General features: G+C 59.0%; 13 protein-coding genes. 5 read left to right on the top strand and 8 right to left on the bottom strand.

Annotated elements, in window-relative coordinates; genetic code table 11:
• Positions 1-46: 46 nt before the first annotated feature.
• Both FIU92_RS09725 and FIU92_RS09730 read left to right on the top strand, forming a co-directional pair.
• Entirely contained in the window at positions 47-1,273 is a 1,227-nt protein-coding gene (locus FIU92_RS09725; protein WP_152458377.1) for an efflux RND transporter periplasmic adaptor subunit, read from the top strand.
• Entirely contained in the window at positions 1,270-5,058 is a 3,789-nt protein-coding gene (locus tag FIU92_RS09730) for an efflux RND transporter permease subunit (protein ID WP_152458378.1), read from the top strand. The genes FIU92_RS09725 and FIU92_RS09730 overlap by 4 nt, the downstream gene beginning before the upstream one ends.
• Before the next feature lie 44 nt (positions 5,059-5,102).
• Here the strand turns inward: FIU92_RS09730 and FIU92_RS09735 are convergent, their stop codons facing one another.
• The 3 genes from FIU92_RS09735 to FIU92_RS09745 all read right to left on the bottom strand — a co-directional run bounded on the left by FIU92_RS09735 (position 5,103) and on the right by FIU92_RS09745 (position 8,814).
• Positions 5,103-5,501 carry a DUF2147 domain-containing protein gene (locus tag FIU92_RS09735; protein WP_152458379.1) on the bottom strand — a complete coding sequence of 133 codons (399 nt, stop codon included), beginning with the start codon at positions 5,499-5,501 and terminating at the stop codon, positions 5,103-5,105.
• A gap of 57 nt (positions 5,502-5,558) precedes the next feature.
• Positions 5,559-7,364: an ABC transporter ATP-binding protein/permease gene (locus tag FIU92_RS09740; protein WP_152458380.1), complete on the bottom strand. Its 1,806-nt coding sequence runs from the start codon at positions 7,362-7,364 to the stop codon at positions 5,559-5,561.
• A 76-nt stretch (positions 7,365-7,440) separates the two neighbouring features.
• Positions 7,441-8,814, bottom strand: coding sequence for a LysM peptidoglycan-binding domain-containing protein (locus FIU92_RS09745; RefSeq protein WP_152458381.1), 1,374 nt, complete (start codon positions 8,812-8,814; stop codon positions 7,441-7,443).
• Between the two features lie 127 nt (positions 8,815-8,941).
• Between FIU92_RS09745 and FIU92_RS09750 the strand changes: the two genes are divergently transcribed.
• On the top strand, positions 8,942-9,493 hold the full coding sequence (locus tag FIU92_RS09750; protein WP_152458382.1) for a TIGR00730 family Rossman fold protein: 552 nt from the start codon (positions 8,942-8,944) through the stop codon (positions 9,491-9,493).
• Between the two features lie 43 nt (positions 9,494-9,536).
• Here the strand turns inward: FIU92_RS09750 and FIU92_RS09755 are convergent, their stop codons facing one another.
• The 3 genes from FIU92_RS09755 to FIU92_RS09765 all read right to left on the bottom strand — a co-directional run bounded on the left by FIU92_RS09755 (position 9,537) and on the right by FIU92_RS09765 (position 11,699).
• Positions 9,537-9,998, bottom strand: coding sequence for a host attachment protein (locus FIU92_RS09755; protein ID WP_152458383.1), 462 nt, complete (start codon positions 9,996-9,998; stop codon positions 9,537-9,539).
• Positions 9,999-10,216: 218 nt separating this feature from the next.
• Positions 10,217-11,059, bottom strand: a complete 843-nt coding sequence (locus tag FIU92_RS09760; protein ID WP_254705285.1) for a metallophosphoesterase — start codon at positions 11,057-11,059, stop codon at positions 10,217-10,219.
• A 40-nt stretch (positions 11,060-11,099) separates the two neighbouring features.
• Complete coding sequence (locus tag FIU92_RS09765; protein ID WP_152458385.1) at positions 11,100-11,699, bottom strand: superoxide dismutase; 600 nt, start codon at positions 11,697-11,699, stop codon at positions 11,100-11,102.
• 43 nt (positions 11,700-11,742) lie between these two features.
• Here FIU92_RS09765 and FIU92_RS09770 point away from each other — a divergent pair, with 43 nt between their 5' ends.
• Positions 11,743-12,561 (top strand): FkbM family methyltransferase, encoded by an 819-nt coding sequence (locus tag FIU92_RS09770; RefSeq protein WP_254705286.1) that lies wholly within the window; start codon positions 11,743-11,745, stop codon positions 12,559-12,561.
• A gap of 102 nt (positions 12,562-12,663) precedes the next feature.
• The gene (locus tag FIU92_RS09775) at positions 12,664-13,056 is read left to right on the top strand and encodes a hypothetical protein (protein WP_152458386.1); all 393 of its coding nucleotides are present in this window, start codon (positions 12,664-12,666) and stop codon (positions 13,054-13,056) included.
• A 33-nt stretch (positions 13,057-13,089) separates the two neighbouring features.
• Here the strand turns inward: FIU92_RS09775 and FIU92_RS09780 are convergent, their stop codons facing one another.
• Both FIU92_RS09780 and FIU92_RS09785 read right to left on the bottom strand, forming a co-directional pair.
• A complete protein-coding gene (locus FIU92_RS09780; RefSeq protein WP_152458387.1) occupies positions 13,090-13,656 on the bottom strand; it encodes a sarcosine oxidase subunit gamma in 567 nt (188 codons plus the stop codon).
• Entirely contained in the window at positions 13,649-16,663 is a 3,015-nt protein-coding gene (locus tag FIU92_RS09785) for a sarcosine oxidase subunit alpha family protein (protein ID WP_152458388.1), read from the bottom strand. The genes FIU92_RS09780 and FIU92_RS09785 overlap by 8 nt, the downstream gene beginning before the upstream one ends.
• Positions 16,664-16,727: the final 64 nt, after the last annotated feature.

Consider the following 16,727-nt stretch of genomic DNA (forward strand, 5'->3'; position numbering starts at 1 on the left):
AGACGGCCCCACTTTTGTTGGCACCGAATTCTAGGAGAAACACTGAATGCGTTTGATTTCTTTCATCAACGCCCTTCTGGTTATTATTGCGTTGTATTTTCTTGTTTTTGAGCGCGACTCTTTGTTTGCTTTCGCCGGGCGTGGCGAAGCGGAAGAAGCGGCGCAGACCGAAGCCGCCGAATCCGACGAGACCGATATTGATGCCGTTGGCGTGGTCGCTCTGCGTTCGCAGGCGCGCGAAATTGACAGTGCGGTTCTGCTGCGAGGACAAACCAAGGCGAACCGGCAGGTCGAGGTTCTGTCTGAAACCACATCCACGGTCATCTCGGAACCCAAGCGCAAAGGTGCCTTTGTCGAGGCCGGGGATGTTCTGTGTGAACTCGACCCCGGCACGCGTCCGGCGCAACTGGCCGAGGCGCTGGCCGGAAAACTCGAAGCCGAAAGCCGCATTCCCGAGGCTGAAGCCCGCTTGCAAGAGGCGCATGCCCGTGTGGCCGAGGCCGAAATCAATCTGACGGCTTCGCGCAAACTGGCGGAAACCGGGTTTGCTTCGGAAACCCGCCGGATTTCCAGCGAGGCTGCGATGAGCGCCGCCAAAGCAGGTGTAAAATCCGCCGAAGCCGAGTTGGAGGCGACCCGGGCCGGAATCGAAGCAGCCACAGCCGCAGTTGAAGCCGCGCAACGAGAGGTCGGACGCCTGACCATCAAAGCCCCGTTCAAGGGCCTGCTGGAAAGCGACACCGCAGAACTGGGCAGCCTGATGCAGCCCGGATCGCTGTGCGCAACCGTCATTCAGCTTGATCCAATCAAACTGGTCGGGTTCGTGCCGGAAACCGAAGTCAACCGTGTTCAGGTGGGGTCCGAGGCATCGGCAACGCTGGTCACCGGTCGGCAGCTTGGCGGCCGCGTCACGTTCCTCAGCCGGTCGGCTGATGAAACAACGCGTACGTTCGAAGTTGAAATCACGGTTCCGAACCCGGATCTGACCATTCGCGACGGTCAGACCGCGACCATCCGCATCGCAGCCGAAGGCACAAAGGCACATCTGCTGCCGCAATCCGCCCTGACCCTAAGCAACGAGGGTCAATTGGGTGTGCGTACGGTCGGCACCGGCAATGTGGTGGATTTCCTGCCTGTCCGCATTCTGCGTGACACGGCAGAGGGTGTCTGGGTCGACGGTCTCCCCGAAACAGCCGACATAATCATTGTCGGACAAGAGTTCGTGACACGCGGTGTGACCGTAGCGCCGACCTATCGGGAAGCGTCACAATGACCGGTATCGTCGCATGGGCCGCTGATCGGGCCCGCATGGTGTTGGCATTTATCGCCATCTCGCTGGTTATCGGCGGATTTGCTTATGTCTCGCTTCCGAAAGAAGGCGAGCCGGATATCGAAATCCCTGCCCTGTTTGTATCAGTGCAGTTTCCCGGGATTTCCGCAGAGGATTCTGAAAACCTGCTGATCAAGCCGATGGAGACCGAACTGGCGGATCTCGACGGGCTCAAGGAAATGACATCGACCGCTGCCGAAAATTATGCGGGGGTCGCGCTGGAATTTGACTTCGGTTGGGACAAGACAGCGATTATGGCCGATGTGCGTGACGCAATGAACACAGCTCAGGCGGACTTTCCCGAAGGCGCAGAACAATATTCCCTGACCGAGATCAACTTTTCCGAATTCCCGATCGTCATCGTGAACCTGACCGGTCCCGTTCCCGAACGCACGATGGCCCGTGTCGCCAAGGATCTACAGGACGATCTTGAGGCTCTGGATTCCGTTCTCGAAGCCGGTATCGCAGGCAATCGCGACGAGATGCTCGAGGTCGTGATCGACCCGCTTCGGCTCGAGGCGTACAACGTGACGGCGGACGAGCTGATCAACGTGGTACGGAACAACAACCAGTTGATTGCAGCCGGTGAAGTTGAAACCGCGCAGGGCACCTTCTCGGTCAAGATACCGTCGTCGTTCAAAACCGCACAGGATGTTTACGGCCTGCCCATCAAGGTCAACGGTGATCGGGTCGTCACCTTGGGGGAACTGGCACAGATCAACTACACTTTCGAAGACCGCGAAGGGACGGCCCGTTTCAACGGTGAACCGACCGTCGCGTTGCAGGTGGTCAAGCGCAAGGGCTATAACCTGATCGACACCGTCGCGCAGGTGAAGGAAACCATTGCGCATGCAAAGACCAAGTGGCCGCCCGAGCTTCAGGCGGCGGTTGATCTGGGTACATCGAACGACCAGAGCCGCATCGTCGGCTCGATGGTCAGCCAGCTTGAAGGCTCGGTTCTGACCGCGATTGCGCTGGTGATGATCGTGGTTCTTGCCTCGCTGGGTACGCGGGCCGCCCTGCTGGTCGGTTTTGCGATCCCAACCTCGTTCCTGCTGTGTTTCGCGTTTCTGGCGGTCATGGGTGTCAGCATCTCTAACATCGTGATGTTCGGCCTCATCCTGGCGGTGGGGATGCTGGTGGATGGCGCCATCGTCGTGGTGGAATACGCAGACAAACGTATCAAGGAAGGCGTGGGCCCGATGCACGCCTATGTCGAGGCCGCCCAGCGCATGTTCTGGCCCATCGTGTCCTCGACCGCAACGACACTCTGCGCGTTCCTGCCCATGCTGTTCTGGCCCGGTATTCCCGGCGAGTTCATGGGAATGCTGCCGGTCACGCTGATCTTCGTTCTGTCGGCTTCACTGATCGTGGCGCTGATCTATCTGCCGGTCATGGGCGGTGTATCCGGCCGCCTGAGCCGCCTCTTCGATCGGTCTTCGACGTGGTTGCGGGCGCGCACGCCTTGGTGGGTCCGGGTGCTGATGGTGCCGCCGTCGCTGTACATGATCTTTCTGGGCGCGATGCAGGTTCTGAACCCCAACTACCTGCTGCCCGGGGGCTCGATCGCCGGCGCCCTGCTGTTCCTGTTCGGGGCGTTTGCCGGGTCCGTAACCCTGAGCGCGGCCAAAATTGAACGCGCCGAAGAGGACCACGTTCATACAGCGGACGAACACACGTTTTTTGGCCACGTCGTTCGGTTCCTTGTCGGCAATCCGATCATGCCGATCGTTTCCCTGCTGACGGTTTTCACGGCGGTGTATTTCGTGGCCTTCGTCTGGTTTCCTCAGGAATCCCGCGGGGTTGAATTCTTCGTGGAAAGCGAACCTGAACAGGCCACCGCATATGTGCGTGCCCGCGGGAACCTTTCCCTGGCGGAAAAAGACGCGATGGTTCTTGCCGCCGAAGAGATCATCGGATCTCATCCCGCGGTCATCAATGTCTTTGCCTTTGCGGGCGAAGGTGGCCTGAACCAGAATAACGGTGGCGCTCAGGCGCCGGCCGATACAGTGGGCCGGGTTCAGTTCGAAATCATCCCGTGGGAAGATCGCCCCAACATCTCGGAATCCGCCCTGTGGGGCCTGTTCGAGCGGCACTTCGTAGCGCCCGAATATGACGGCGACTTCGTGATTGATGAGCTGAATGCCCAACTTGCAACGATCCCCGGTATCATCGTCGAGATTCTGCCCTTGGAGCAAGGCCCTGCTTCAGCCAAGCCTGTGCATCTGCGCATCAAGGGTGACGGGTGGGAAGACCTGACCTCGGCAGCGATCACCGCCCGCGAGGTTTTCGACACCACGCCGGGCCTGATCAAGACCGAAGACACCCTGCCCCTGCCCGGCATCGACTGGCAGATTGACGTGGATGTCGCCAAGGCCGGTCGGTTCGGAGCCGACGTGGCAACCGTCGGCGCCATGGTCCAGTTGGTCACGCGCGGCATATTGCTGGGCGAGATGCGCCCGGACAGCAATGATGAAGAGATCGAAATCCGCGTTCGCCTGCCCGAAGAAGACCGCGTTTTGTCGACACTGGATACACTCAAGGTTCGTACCCCGGACGGTTTGGTGCCGTTGTCGAACTTCGTAACGCGCAAACCCGTGGCCAAGCTGGCCGAAATCAACCGCGTCGACCAGCAGCGATACTACGACGTCAAAGCGGATGTCGAACCGGGGCTGAGCAAGGTCGTGACCGAAGGCCCCGATGGAAATCAGGTGCGGATGGCCGTCATGCGTGAAGTGACGGAAGGCTACACACCGACCGGCACCGTTCTGAATGGTACGGGTGGAAAGTCATATGAACTGGTGCAACTGACCGGCGCAGAAAGTGTCGACCAGCTGCGCAGCGCAATCGAAGACGGGGACGCGCAGTTTGCGCTGATCAACCCGAACGAGCGAATTGCGGTGCTGACGGAATGGCTGGAAACCGGCCCGTTCGCCAACGCGATCAGCTGGGAATGGACCGGTGATCAGGAAGAACAGGAAGAATCCGGCGCCTTCCTGGTGAACGCGTTCATGGGCGCCCTGGGGCTGATGTTCGTGATCCTGCTGGCGCAGTTCAACTCGTTCTACAATTCGGTGCTCGTGCTGCTGGCAGTGGTTCTGTCCACCACCGGGGTTCTGATCGGCATGATCGTGATGGAACAGCCCTTCTCGATCATCATGACCGGGACCGGCATCGTGGCCCTGGCCGGTATCGTGGTGAACAACAATATCGTTCTGATCGACACCTATCAGGAATACAGCAGCTATATGCCGAGGATCGAGGCGATCATCCGCACTGCGGAGTCCCGTATCCGCCCTGTGCTGCTGACCACGCTGACAACGATGGCCGGTCTGACGCCGATGATGTTCGGCCTATCGCTGGACTTCATCAATGGCGGCTATTCCATCGACAGCCCCACCGCACTGTGGTGGAAACAGCTGGCCACGGCGGTGGTGTTTGGCCTGGGCATTGCAACTGTCCTGACGCTGATCGTGACGCCATCGCTTCTGGCCTTGCGGGTCTGGGTGACAACCTATGCGATTTGGCTCAGCCGAGTTCTGGCCCGTGTAACGGCAGGCCGGTCCAGCCAGATCGCGCAGGACATGGCGATAGGGCGCTCTGCCCGGCAGATGCAGGCCACTGAAATTGTGTGGGAGGACGACTCGCGTTTTGAAGGATCAGAACAGGACAGTCGATCAGATCAGTCTGGTCGCCCCTCTGGCCCGCCGCTGAAAGCTGCTGAATAAAGGAAGAGGACCGGTTTTCCCGGTCCTTTTTCATTTGGCCATCATCACAACCGGGACCACGTCTGATGCGCGCAAATCGCATGTTCGCATCCTTTGACCAGCAGCTTATCCCCCTGCAACGTCATCTGTGGCACCGCATCCACGTTGATCAGCGGGACCCAGAATTCGCCGCCGCCGTATTTTCCACCGCCTTCACCGACCACGTCCCAGAACAGTTTTTTGCCGATATTCGGTGTTTGGACTTCCTTGCCTGAAGCGTCATAGGCCGAAAGGATCCGACCGCAGAACTTATCTCCACACGCCGTGATTTTGATGTGCGAAATCAGGTTCTTGCGGTCAGGTTCAGTCTTCCAGACACCCACGATGGGATCTGCCACCACAATGACGGGCAGACAAATCGCGATCACAATAGACGATAGTCGTGATTTCAGTCGCTTCATCATGACAGGCACCCTCCCGGTTTGGTGCATTCTACTCTGTTTCGCCCCATGATTGGATCTTCAGGCCGCTTCCCCGTCCGATTGCTGCCGGTTCCACAATTGGGCATACCGCCCCGACCGCGCCAGCAACTCGTCATGCGTGCCCTGTTCGATGACCTCGCCCGCTTCCAGAACCACGATCCGGTCCGCTTCGGCAATGGTGCTGAGGCGATGGGCAATAGTGATAACCGTACGACCCTCTCCTGCGCGCGCCAGCGCATCCTTGATGTCCTGCTCGGTATCCGTGTCCAGGGCCGAGGTCGCCTCGTCCAGCAACAGGATCGGCGGGTTCTTGAGCAAAGTCCGCGCGATGCCGACTCTTTGTTTTTCACCACCTGACAGTTTGAGCCCCCGTTCGCCGACCATAGTGTCATAGCCTTCGGGCAGCGAGGTGATGAAATCGTGAATTTGCGCAGCTCGGGCGGCGGCCTCGACCTCCTCCGGGGTGGCGTCGTCACGGCCATAGGCAATGTTGTACCGGATGCTGTCGTTGAACAGTACCGTGTCCTGCGGCACAACGCCGATGGCCGCGTGCAGGCTGGTCTGCGTCACATCCCGCACATCCTGCCCGTCGATCTTCAAGGATCCTTTGGTCACATCGTAGAACCGGAACAGCAGCCGCCCGATGGTTGATTTTCCAGACCCGGTTGCCCCGACGATGGCCACGGTCTGCCCGGCAGGAACGGTCAACGAAACACCTTTGAGGATCTCCCTTTCAGGGTCATAGCCGAAATGCACGTCTTCCAGCGTGACTTCGCCGCCATTCACCTTGAGGTTGGGCGCACAGGGTTTGTCGGTGACTTCGGCGGGTTGTTCAAGAAGATCGAACATCTGGCCCATATCGACCAACGACTGCCGGATTTCCCGATAGACCGTCCCCAGAAAGTTCAGCGGTACGGTGATCTGGATCATGTAGGCGTTGACCATGACGAAATCGCCCACTGTCAGGTTCCCGCTCTGAACCCCGATTGCAGCCAGAACCATCACACCGATCAGACCACAGGTGATCAGGAATGACTGGCCAAAATTCAGAAATGCCAGCGAATAAGCCGTTTTCAACGCCGCCCCGGCATAGGCTTTCATCGACACATCATATCGTTCAGCTTCGCGGGCTTCGGCATTGAAATACTTGACGGTTTCGAAATTCAGCAGGCTGTCGATGGCGCGCTGATTGGCTTCGGTGTCCTGATCGTTCATCTCGCGCCGAAGCTTCACCCGCCATTCGGTTACGGCAAATGTGAACCAGATATACAGGCCGATTGTGACGGCGACGACCACCAGATACCAGACATCGAACAGCCACATCAGGATGATCGCCACCAGCAGCAGTTCCAGGATCAGCGGCCCGATCGAGAACAGCAGAAAGCGCAACAGGAACTCGACGCCCTTGACACCCCGTTCGATGATGCGGCTCAGCCCTCCGGTACGGCGGGACACGTGGTAACGCATCGAGAGGTTGTGAATATGCCGAAAGGTCTCGAGCGCCAACGCCCGCAGGGCCCTTTGCCCTACGGGCGCAAAGGCCGCATCCCGCAGTTGTTGGAAACCCACGGTCAGCATCCGCGCCACGCCATAGGCAACCGTCAGCCCGACCGCGCCCAGCGCCACCGGCGGCACGCCTTCACCTGCCAGGGCGTCAACTGCACCTTTGTAAAGGATCGGCGTATAGACCGCGATCAGCTTGGCCAGAACCAGCATGACCATAGCAATCACCACGCGGCGCTTTACCCATGGCTCATCCTGTGGCCAAAGATAGGGTGCCACTTTGCGGATCGTGCGCCAGCCCGAGCTTCGCTCGTCGCGTGGCACCGTATCGTCCGGGGTCATTGTAGGTGTTCGTCTCATCACGTACCTTAACTGCGGTCAGAGATTGACCCCGGCCCGATTGGGCCAAAGGCGATGCTTATTCAGGTATGGTGAAGACCTGCCCCGGATAGATCAGATCCGGATCGCGGATCAGGTCGCGATTGGCCTCGAACAGCCGTACATACAGGACCCCGTCGCCAAACCGGTCGCGCGAGATGGCCCACAGCGTGTCGCCCCGTTGAACAGTAACCGAACGGATGGCAGGTGCTTCGCCCTGCGCGTTGGCCTGGCTGGCCGCGACGGCGGCATCCAGTACTTCAACCGGCTCTCGCTTGAACGGCGTTTCGACCCGGCTCAGCACTGTCCCGTCCGTATTCACCGCGTCCACGCGCAGCGTGTAGACACCCGGATCAATCCCCTCCAGATCGCTGCGCCAGGATCCATCCTCTTTCGGGTCGAGATCGGCGATCAGACGATTGTTCAGGTACAGTCGAACGGCTGCACCGTCCTGCACACGTCCTGTCAACTGAACATTGCCGGTATCAGAATATCCGATTGTATCCAGTGCGATCTGATCGGGGGGCGTATCCCGCACCACAGGCGGCTGCACCAGCTCAACCCCTTCTTCGCCGGACCGCAGCACCGCAATATGCTGATCCGGTTCGGGTGTCTGCGGCGGCAAGTCGGCGGTTTGCGTTTCATTGGCCTCCGGCACGGTGGTTTCGGTTCCGGTCACGTCAGTTTCTGGCGCCGGAACTTCGGTCGTCGTTTCGGGCTCGACATCTGCATCGGCTGTCGCGATCGTGGCGTCTTCGGCATCGGCCGTCGTGTCCGGATCGGATGCCGGCGATTCTTCAGTTACAGGCGCTTCTTCGACCGGCTTTGGCAATGCCGCAATCAGATAGTCGTCGGACTGTGTGATCCGTTCGCCATCCTTGCTTTGCAGGACCAACCCCTGAGCCGCGTCGCTGAACGGGATCGAAACGAATTCGGCAAACTGGCCGCTGCCGTCCACGGTAAAGCTGTGCAGGGGTTCGCCGTTCAGCAGCACCTCGATCCGGCTGCCGGGCTCGGCATCGCCGGACAACAGCGCCGTGCCATCTGGCTCAACAAAAATCTGATCCAGCGCCGGAGGGGCCGCTGGCTGGGGCTCGGCATCATCCGTCTTGGCAACGGCAGTATCCGCGTCAGAGGCGTCGGCCGTTTCACTGGTGTCCTCGGCAGGCTCGGTCGTGGGCCCTTCATCCGCAGGAGCCGCCTTTTCAGCCACTTCCGGTTCCGAAACCTGCGCATCCTGCCCTACAGGTTCCGGGGCCACGGCAGAGGCGGTTTCCTGCGGGGCGCTCGGCTCGGGCGTTTTGGTGAAGACGCCGGACAGATACAATCCACCCGCGCCCAATATCGCAACAAGACCTGCAATCACCCCCCAGATGAAATTGCCCGAGCTTCCGTTTCCCGATTTGGCGTCCATTATTTTCCTTTCACTCCACCGGGCAAAAGCTATGCGTTGAAAAGCTTTCCGACGGACAGTTGAGCCAATCTATCAATCCCGCTATCACGGGTCAAAACCCCTGACACAACCCCGGAGCCCCTCTTTGATGTCTCAGAAATCAGTCTGTGTGTACTGCGGGTCACGCAATGGAGCCGAGAAAGCTTATTCTGAAACTGCACGGCAGTTCGGCAGCCTGCTGGCGCAGGAAGGCTGGCGGCTGGTCTACGGAGCCGGCGATGTCGGTTTGATGGGTGAAGTGGCCCGCGCCGCGCAGAATGCCGGTGGTGAAACTTTCGGCGTCATTCCGGTGCATCTGGTCAAGCGCGAGGTCGGAAAAACGGATCTGACCCATTTCGTGATCACCGAGACAATGCACGAGCGCAAGAAGGTCATGATCATGAACGCCGACGCCGTCGTGGTTCTACCGGGCGGTCCGGGGTCGCTGGACGAGCTGTTCGAAGCGCTGACATGGCGCCAGCTTGGCCTGCATGACAAGCCAATCGTCGTGGTCAATGTGAACGGCTATTGGGACGCGTTGCACACATTGTTGGATCAGGTGATCGGGCAAGGCTTTGCCGACACGTCTTTGGCGGATTTCATCACCTGGGTTGAAGACGCCGATACAGCCATGATCGCCCTGCGGAACAAGCTGACTTGAGGATGGGAAACCGTACGGGCGGTTGAACCGCCCGCCGTATTGATCAGGCCAGTCTGGCTTTGGGTTGCAGACTGTGGCGCACCACCTGTTCGACCTTGTGCAAAGGATGATTGGTCAGGGTCTTGTTAACCTCGGCCACGACCTTTCCCAGCACCTCGCTGTGCAACCGACGCCGCAACAGGCCCAAAACATGAGGGCTGGCCACCAGAACCAGCCTGTCATAGGCGCCTTTCAGCCCCTTGCGATTCAACAGGTTCGCCAGATCCTGCACAAACAGAGATTTTGCGTGCGCCTTCCACGTGGGTTCTTCAATTGCCGATTTCTGTTTTGGTCCGCCGTCGTTGCGACGACCTGCGCGGTCCGTCGGTTTTCCGGTCGGGCCGTCTTGTTCTTCGACAGCGACGACGACAAGGTTGGGATCGTCGGCATCGGTGATATTCTCCATCACCAGCGCTTTCTCTCCATCTGCAACAATAACCCAAGTTCCCTGTGTAAGTGCGACCATTGCGATCTCCTGATTAGGTTGTGTTCTGGGTATCCCTCGATCTGCCGGACATGCGGGGTTGTTGACGCACGAACAGTGCGCAGCCCGATCATTGTTTGACGTGATATGCAGTTTCTCCCTCTGCCCTACAGAGATGTGTACTGGAAAACAGCAAACAAGATACCGTCATGCAGAAAGGGCACGTATCGGCGGGTTTTCACCGGCTGGTCATCAACCCTTTAGGCGGACATCTCGACAACGGTGATTTCGGGCGTCACGCCCAGACGAACCGGCAGGATCGAGCAGCCGATACCGCCCGAAACGACCAGATCGCGCCCATCTTCGCGTACATGGCCATAGGCATAGCGATTGCCGAATTTCGATGGCACCACAGGCGACCAGCCGAACAGGCGAACCTGGCCACCATGTGTGTGCCCTGAAAGGGTCAAGGCCACCCGACTGGGCACAGTGGGAAACACATCGGGCTCATGCGCCATCATCACAACCGGAGCGTCATCGGTGATCTGCGCCAGAGTACCTTCCAGGTCGTCCAATCCTTGCGGCTTGCCATTGCGCCAGATCGCCAGCTGATCCTCGAGCCCGGCCAGCCAGATGCCCAGAGCTTCGAGTTTGATCGCGGCATTGGACAACACCGAAATGCCGTTCTGTTCCAGAGTTTCGGCATAGCGATTGGGCCCGGACCCGCGCCGCTGAGCCGACCTGTCATCCCACCAGTCGTGATTGCCCAGAACGGCAAAGACACCATTTTTTGCCTCAAGCCCGGCAAGCACAGGGGCCAGGTCCTGCATCTTGACCGTGTCCGAGACACCTTTGTGGCTTGCAAAGAAATCACCCAACAGCAGGATCACGTCCGGAGCCAGCGCATTGGTTCGACGGACCACCTGCTTTACGCGGTTCAGGCCGACATAGGGCTCGCCCACATGCATATCGGACAGTACGGCGATTCTGAGCGGCGGCGCTGTCCAGTCGTCCCGCTGAATGCGCCATTTGCGCACGCGCAACCGAACCGCGGGTTCAATGATGAACCCGTAGGCGGCCGTGACAAGGCCTGCCAGCGTCACCGCCAGCAGGCCCCTTATAAACCGACGTCGGTTCAATACGTTACATCCGCGATGCGACGTTTTCCCAGTTCACCAGATTGTCGAGGAAGTTCGACAGGTAGGCTGGACGCTTGTTGCGAAAATCGATGTAGTAGGAGTGCTCCCAAACATCGCAACCCAGCAGCGCGGTTTGACCAAAGCACAGTGGGTTCACGCCATTCTCGGTCTTTGTGACGGCCAGCGAGCCATCGGCGTTCTTGACCAGCCACGCCCAGCCTGAACCGAACTGACCCGCACCGGCGGCACTGAATTGCGACTTGAATTCATCTACCGAACCGAAGTTCTCGACCAGAGCCTTTTCCAGCTCGCCCGGCATGGCGCTGTCGCCCGGCCCCATCATTTCCCAGAACTGGTTGTGGTTCCACAACTGGCTGATGTTGTTGAAGATACCGTTTTGTGCCACGGCGTTTGCGTCGTAAGTACCAACGATGATCTCTTCCAGCGACTTGCCGTCCCATTCGGTGCCGGCGATCAGCTTGTTGCCGTTATCGACATAGGCCTTGTGGTGCAGGTCGTGGTGATATTCCAACGTTTCCGCGGACATACCCTTGGCTGCCAGCGCGTCATGTGCATAAGGAAGATCAGGAAGTTCAAAAGCCATGTCGGCCCCCTGTTTAAATGTAAGTTGCGGTTCCCAAGGTTAAATGCTTTGGCAACCGCCGCAGGTCAAGGGGCGTGGCAAGAAAACCCGGAGGCAGGCGATGCTGACACAGGCGCGCAAGGTGTTCTATCGCGCCCGCGGATATTATGCGGGCAATCTGAACGGCGAGCCGTTTCGTCTGGATCCGTACCATTCGAAATTCTGGCGCAAAGCCACTGCGGGCGCTTGGGAACCTGAAACATTTGCGGTTCTTGACAGGTTCCTGTCCCCGCAAAGCGACTATCTGGACATCGGCGCGTGGATTGGCCCGACGGTGCTGTACGGTGCGCGAAGGGCACGGCATGTCTGGTGTTTTGAGCCTGACCCGACCGCGTTTCGGCATCTGGCATGGAATCTTGATCTGAACGACGTTCAGAACGTTTCGGCATTCGGGGTCGCCCTGTCAGATCGATTTGGTGTGGCACGCATGGCCTCTGTGCGCGGTGAACCCGGGGATTCTACCAGTTCGCTTCTGCACGACGGGGCGCATGGGTCTGACGCGCTGACGATCGCCTGGGACCAATTCGAAAAAACAAACGACCTGTCTCGGGTTTCGCTGGTCAAAATGGACATCGAGGGCGCGGAATTCATTGTTGCCCCCACTTTGTCCGCATGGCTGAAGAAACGCCGCCCCGCCCTTCTTCTGTCTCTTCATGCGCCTCTGCTTCCGGAAGACCAGAGGCACGAACGTGTCACCGCGTTGATGGATGAACTGGGTTATTACGCAAAGCTGTCGGATGACAAGGCGCAGCCTCTAAAGGTTTCGGACTTGCTGACCGAAGACGGCCTGAGCCGTTTTCACACCGTTCTCTTGCATGAGTAGAACGTCTGGCGCTTTTTTCTTCGTTCACGTGAGGTCCCGCTTGCGGCATTGAGGTGTATCAGTTTGAGTGCACTTACAAAGAATCATACCCAAGTGGATAGAATGAAAAGACTTTTACCGATCGCAGTCGCCGCATGGCTTGCACAAACCGCTGCGGCAGAAACGGTTACCTATCATTGCAAGATGACCAAACAGGACGCCCATGGCTGGATTGCGCCAGAGTATGCGTTCCGGATCGACCCCGCCGCATCTTCGGCGATGGCCGCAACGTCGTACCAGGATTGGGCCAAGGCAAAATTCAAAGACCGCGGCGCCAAAGGATATCGTATTATCTGGAATCTTGATCAAAAAATGGTTGCCGGCGGCAATGTCCGCGTTCGATATCAGGCGAACCTGAAAACAACCGACAATACAATCGCCGTTCGCATGGCGTTCGTTCAGGGAAATTTCGCCAACAAACCTTTCGGAGTCGGGACCTGTTCGACAGTCAAGTAAGAAAAAGCCCCGGATGAACCGGGGCTTTTTTGTTCAGTAGATCCCGACTTCACTGCCGGGCTGTGCTGCCACCTTGAGCAGTTTGAACACGTAATCCGCAGCGGAACGGAAGCAGACCACGCGGAAGGTCTGTTCATCATCCATCCAGAAAGCACCGGCCACCTGCGCCAGACGCGTGCGGCGGATCTGGCCGGGCAGGAATGCATCCGCCGACAGATCGACAGGTGCGACCTTGCCCAGTACCTCTCTTGCGCTGGCACCAGAGACGCTGAAGACGGCGCGGGCATCCGAGACATTGACCGCCAAAGCATGGGTGCCACTCAGGGCACCGACCATGTTGGCCAGTTTGGCTTCGACCTCGGCATAAGGCACCAGAACCAGCAACTCGTCTGTCGACATCCAAGCCACGCCGGTATCGCCAGTCACAAGCACCTGGCGCTGACCCGGCACTTTCTGACCGGTTGCATCCTTGACGGCCTTGGCCAGCACCTTGTCGGACAGGTCGCCGCGCAGGGTTATCATGCCTTGCAGGCCGCATTCCTGGACCTTGGCGATGCCGTCATAGCTGGCGTGGTTCAATGCGCTGATGGGTTCAGACATTCTGCTTCTCCCCGTCCTTGTCATAAAAGATCGGGTCCACGATCTTGGCTTTGTAGGTTTTGCCGTCCGTGCCCGGGAACTCGACGATCTCGCCCATGCGGTCGGGGCCGTGCTTGATCAGCCCCATGGCGATGCCTTTGCCCAGATTGGCCGAGTAATATGTCGACGTCACACGGCCGATCATGTTGCGCTGACCGTTGGCATTGACGCCCTCGCCCACCGCGTAAGCACCATCCGGCAGAACCGATCCGTCCACAGTCTCGAGACCGACCAGCTTCCAGCGCTCGGGATCCGCCATGTGGCTGCGGGAATGAGCACGTTTGCCCAGATAATCCTCTTTCTTCTTGGACAGCGCCCAGTGCAGCCCCAGATCCTGCGGGATCACGGTGCCGTCGGTCTCGTCCCCGATCATGATAAAGCCCTTCTCGGCCCGCAGGATGTGCAGACATTCGGTTCCATACGGCATCACGCCGAACTCTTTGCCTGCCTCCATCAAGGCATCCCAGAACGCCTGACCCTGGCTGGCGGGAACAGCGATTTCATAAGACAGCTCGCCCGAGAACGAAATGCGGTAGGCCCGGCAATCGAAGCCTCCGATCTTGCCATCGCGCCATTCCATGAAGGGCAGCGCCTCTTTGCTGACATCCATGCCGCCCAGCTTTTCAAGCAACTTGCGGGCGTTTGGGCCGACCACGGCGACCTGCGCGTATTGCTCGGTCACGTTGGCAACATAGACTTTCCAGTCCCACCATTCGGTCTGAAGCCATTCTTCCATGTGACCATGGATACGCTCGGCCCCGCCGGTGGTGGTGTGGCACAGCCATGTGTCCTCGTCGATGCGGGCGACGACGCCGTCGTCGATCAGGAAGCCGTTTTCCGAACACATCAGGCCATAGCGGCATTTGCCGACCTTCAGCGTGGACATCATGTTGGTGTACATCATGTCGAGGAACTTGCCTGCGTCCGGGCCTTTGACGATCAGCTTACCCAGCGTCGACGCGTCCAGCAGGCCGAGGTTTTCGCGGGTGTTTTTCACTTCGCGATTGACCGCGTCATGCACGGATTCGCCGGGGCGGACATAGGCATAGGCCCGGCGCCAGTGACCGACCGGCTCCCAGTCGGCGCCGTTCCTGTCGTGCCAGTTGTGCATCGGTGTCCGACGGATCGGCTGAAAGACCTCACCCCGGGCCTCACCGCCAATCGCACCCATCGAGATGGGCGTATAAGGCGGGCGGAAGGTGGTTGTGCCAACCTTGGGAATCTCGGATTCCAGCGCATCAGCAAGGATCGCCAATCCGTTGATGTTACTCAACTTACCCTGATCGGTCGCCATGCCCAGCGTGGTATAGCGCTTGGTGTGTTCGACGCTTTCATACCCTTCGCGCGCGGCCAGTTGGACGTCAGAAACCTTGACGTCGTTCTGGAAATCCAGCCAGGATTTCATGCGCAATTGGACTTCTGCATTTGCCGGCATCAGCCAGACTGCTTCCATCGGCGCTTCAGCGGTTGTTTCCCCTGCGGGCGCCTTGGTGTTCTTGGGCTTGAAGCCAGCCGCCTTGGCGGCCGCCTTACCGGCCGCATGGGCGTCTGTCAGAACATCTTGCAACGCCAGAGGACCGTTGGACGCGCCAGCAGCAACAACGAACCCTTTGCCGTCGGCCCCCAGCGGCGGACGCTGAGGATCCGGCCGGAAATGCGCGTTCGCCTCATCCCAGATCAGCTTGCCCCCGCAATGGGACCACATGTGCACGACCGGAGACCAGCCGCCGGACATGGCGACTGCATCCGCCTCAACCTCTTCACGCGCGCCACCAACGCCTTCCTGGTTGCAGATGGCGACTTTCTTGACGCGCTTGCCGCCCTTGACCTTGGCAATGGCCTTGCCCGGATCAACGCGGATACCCAACTGGCGAGCTTCCTCTGCCAAAGGTCCGGCCGTTGCGCGTGCGTCAACAATGCGCAAAACATCCACACCTGCCTGTTTCAGTATAATCGCGGTGCGGTAAGCGTCATCATTGTTGGTGGCGACGATGACCCGATCGCCCGGAGTAACCCCCCAGTTCACAACATAGTCGCGCATGGCCGATGCCAGCATCACACCTGGAACATCGTTGCCAGCAAAGGACAATGGTCTTTCAATTGCACCCGTTGCAGTTACAATTTGCTTGGCGCGAATACGCCACAAACGGTGGCGCGGGCCCTGCACGCCCGGCGTGTGGTCCGTCAGGCGCTCGTATCCCAACACATAACCATGGTCGTAAACACCCGCTCCCATGCAGCGCGTGCGCATGATGACGTTGTCCATTGTTTCGAGTTCGGAAACCAATTGTTCCACGAACTTATCCACAGGCTCACCATCCACAGCGCCGCCGTCAACCGGAGCGCGACCGCCCCAATGCGCAGTCTGCTCGATCAGCAGGACCTTGCCACCGGATTGTGCCGCCGCCTTGGCCGCCTGCAAACCAGCCACACCGCCGCCGATCACCAGAACATCGGTAAAGGCGTAGAAATGTTCATAGGTGTCGGCATCCCGGTTGTCTTTGTCGGGCGCCTTGCCCAATCCCGCCGACTGCCGGATGAACGGTTCGTAGACGTGTTTCCAGAAAGGTTTGGGGTGGATGAACGTCTTGTAGTAGAAGCCGGCCGGCAGAAACCGGGCAAAGGCCGTGTTCACCGCACCGATGTCATATTCAAGACTTGGCCAATGGTTCTGTGAAATCGCGGTCAAGCCGTTGAACACCTCGGTCGTCGTGGCACGCTGGTTCGGCTCGAACCGGTTGCCCTGCCCCAGGCCGACAAGCGCGTTTGGCTCTTCCGCGCCGCTGGCGACAACGCCGCGGGGACGGTGGTATTTGAACGACCGGCCAACCATCATCTGGTCATTGGCCAGCAGAGCCGAGGCAAGCGTATCCCCCTCATATGCCTGCATCGAGGTTCCGTTGAAGGTGAATGTGACCTTTTTCGACCGGTCAATCAGCCGGCCTTGTTTTGCGAGACGGGTGCTCATTGTGCGGGCCTTTCGCATGTGGAGGCGTCAAAGCCTCCGGCGGGAGTATTATTGAAAAGATGAA

Source organism: Ruegeria sp. THAF33 (assembly GCF_009363615.1).
In the GTDB taxonomy this organism is placed as follows: Bacteria; Pseudomonadota; Alphaproteobacteria; order Rhodobacterales; family Rhodobacteraceae; genus Ruegeria.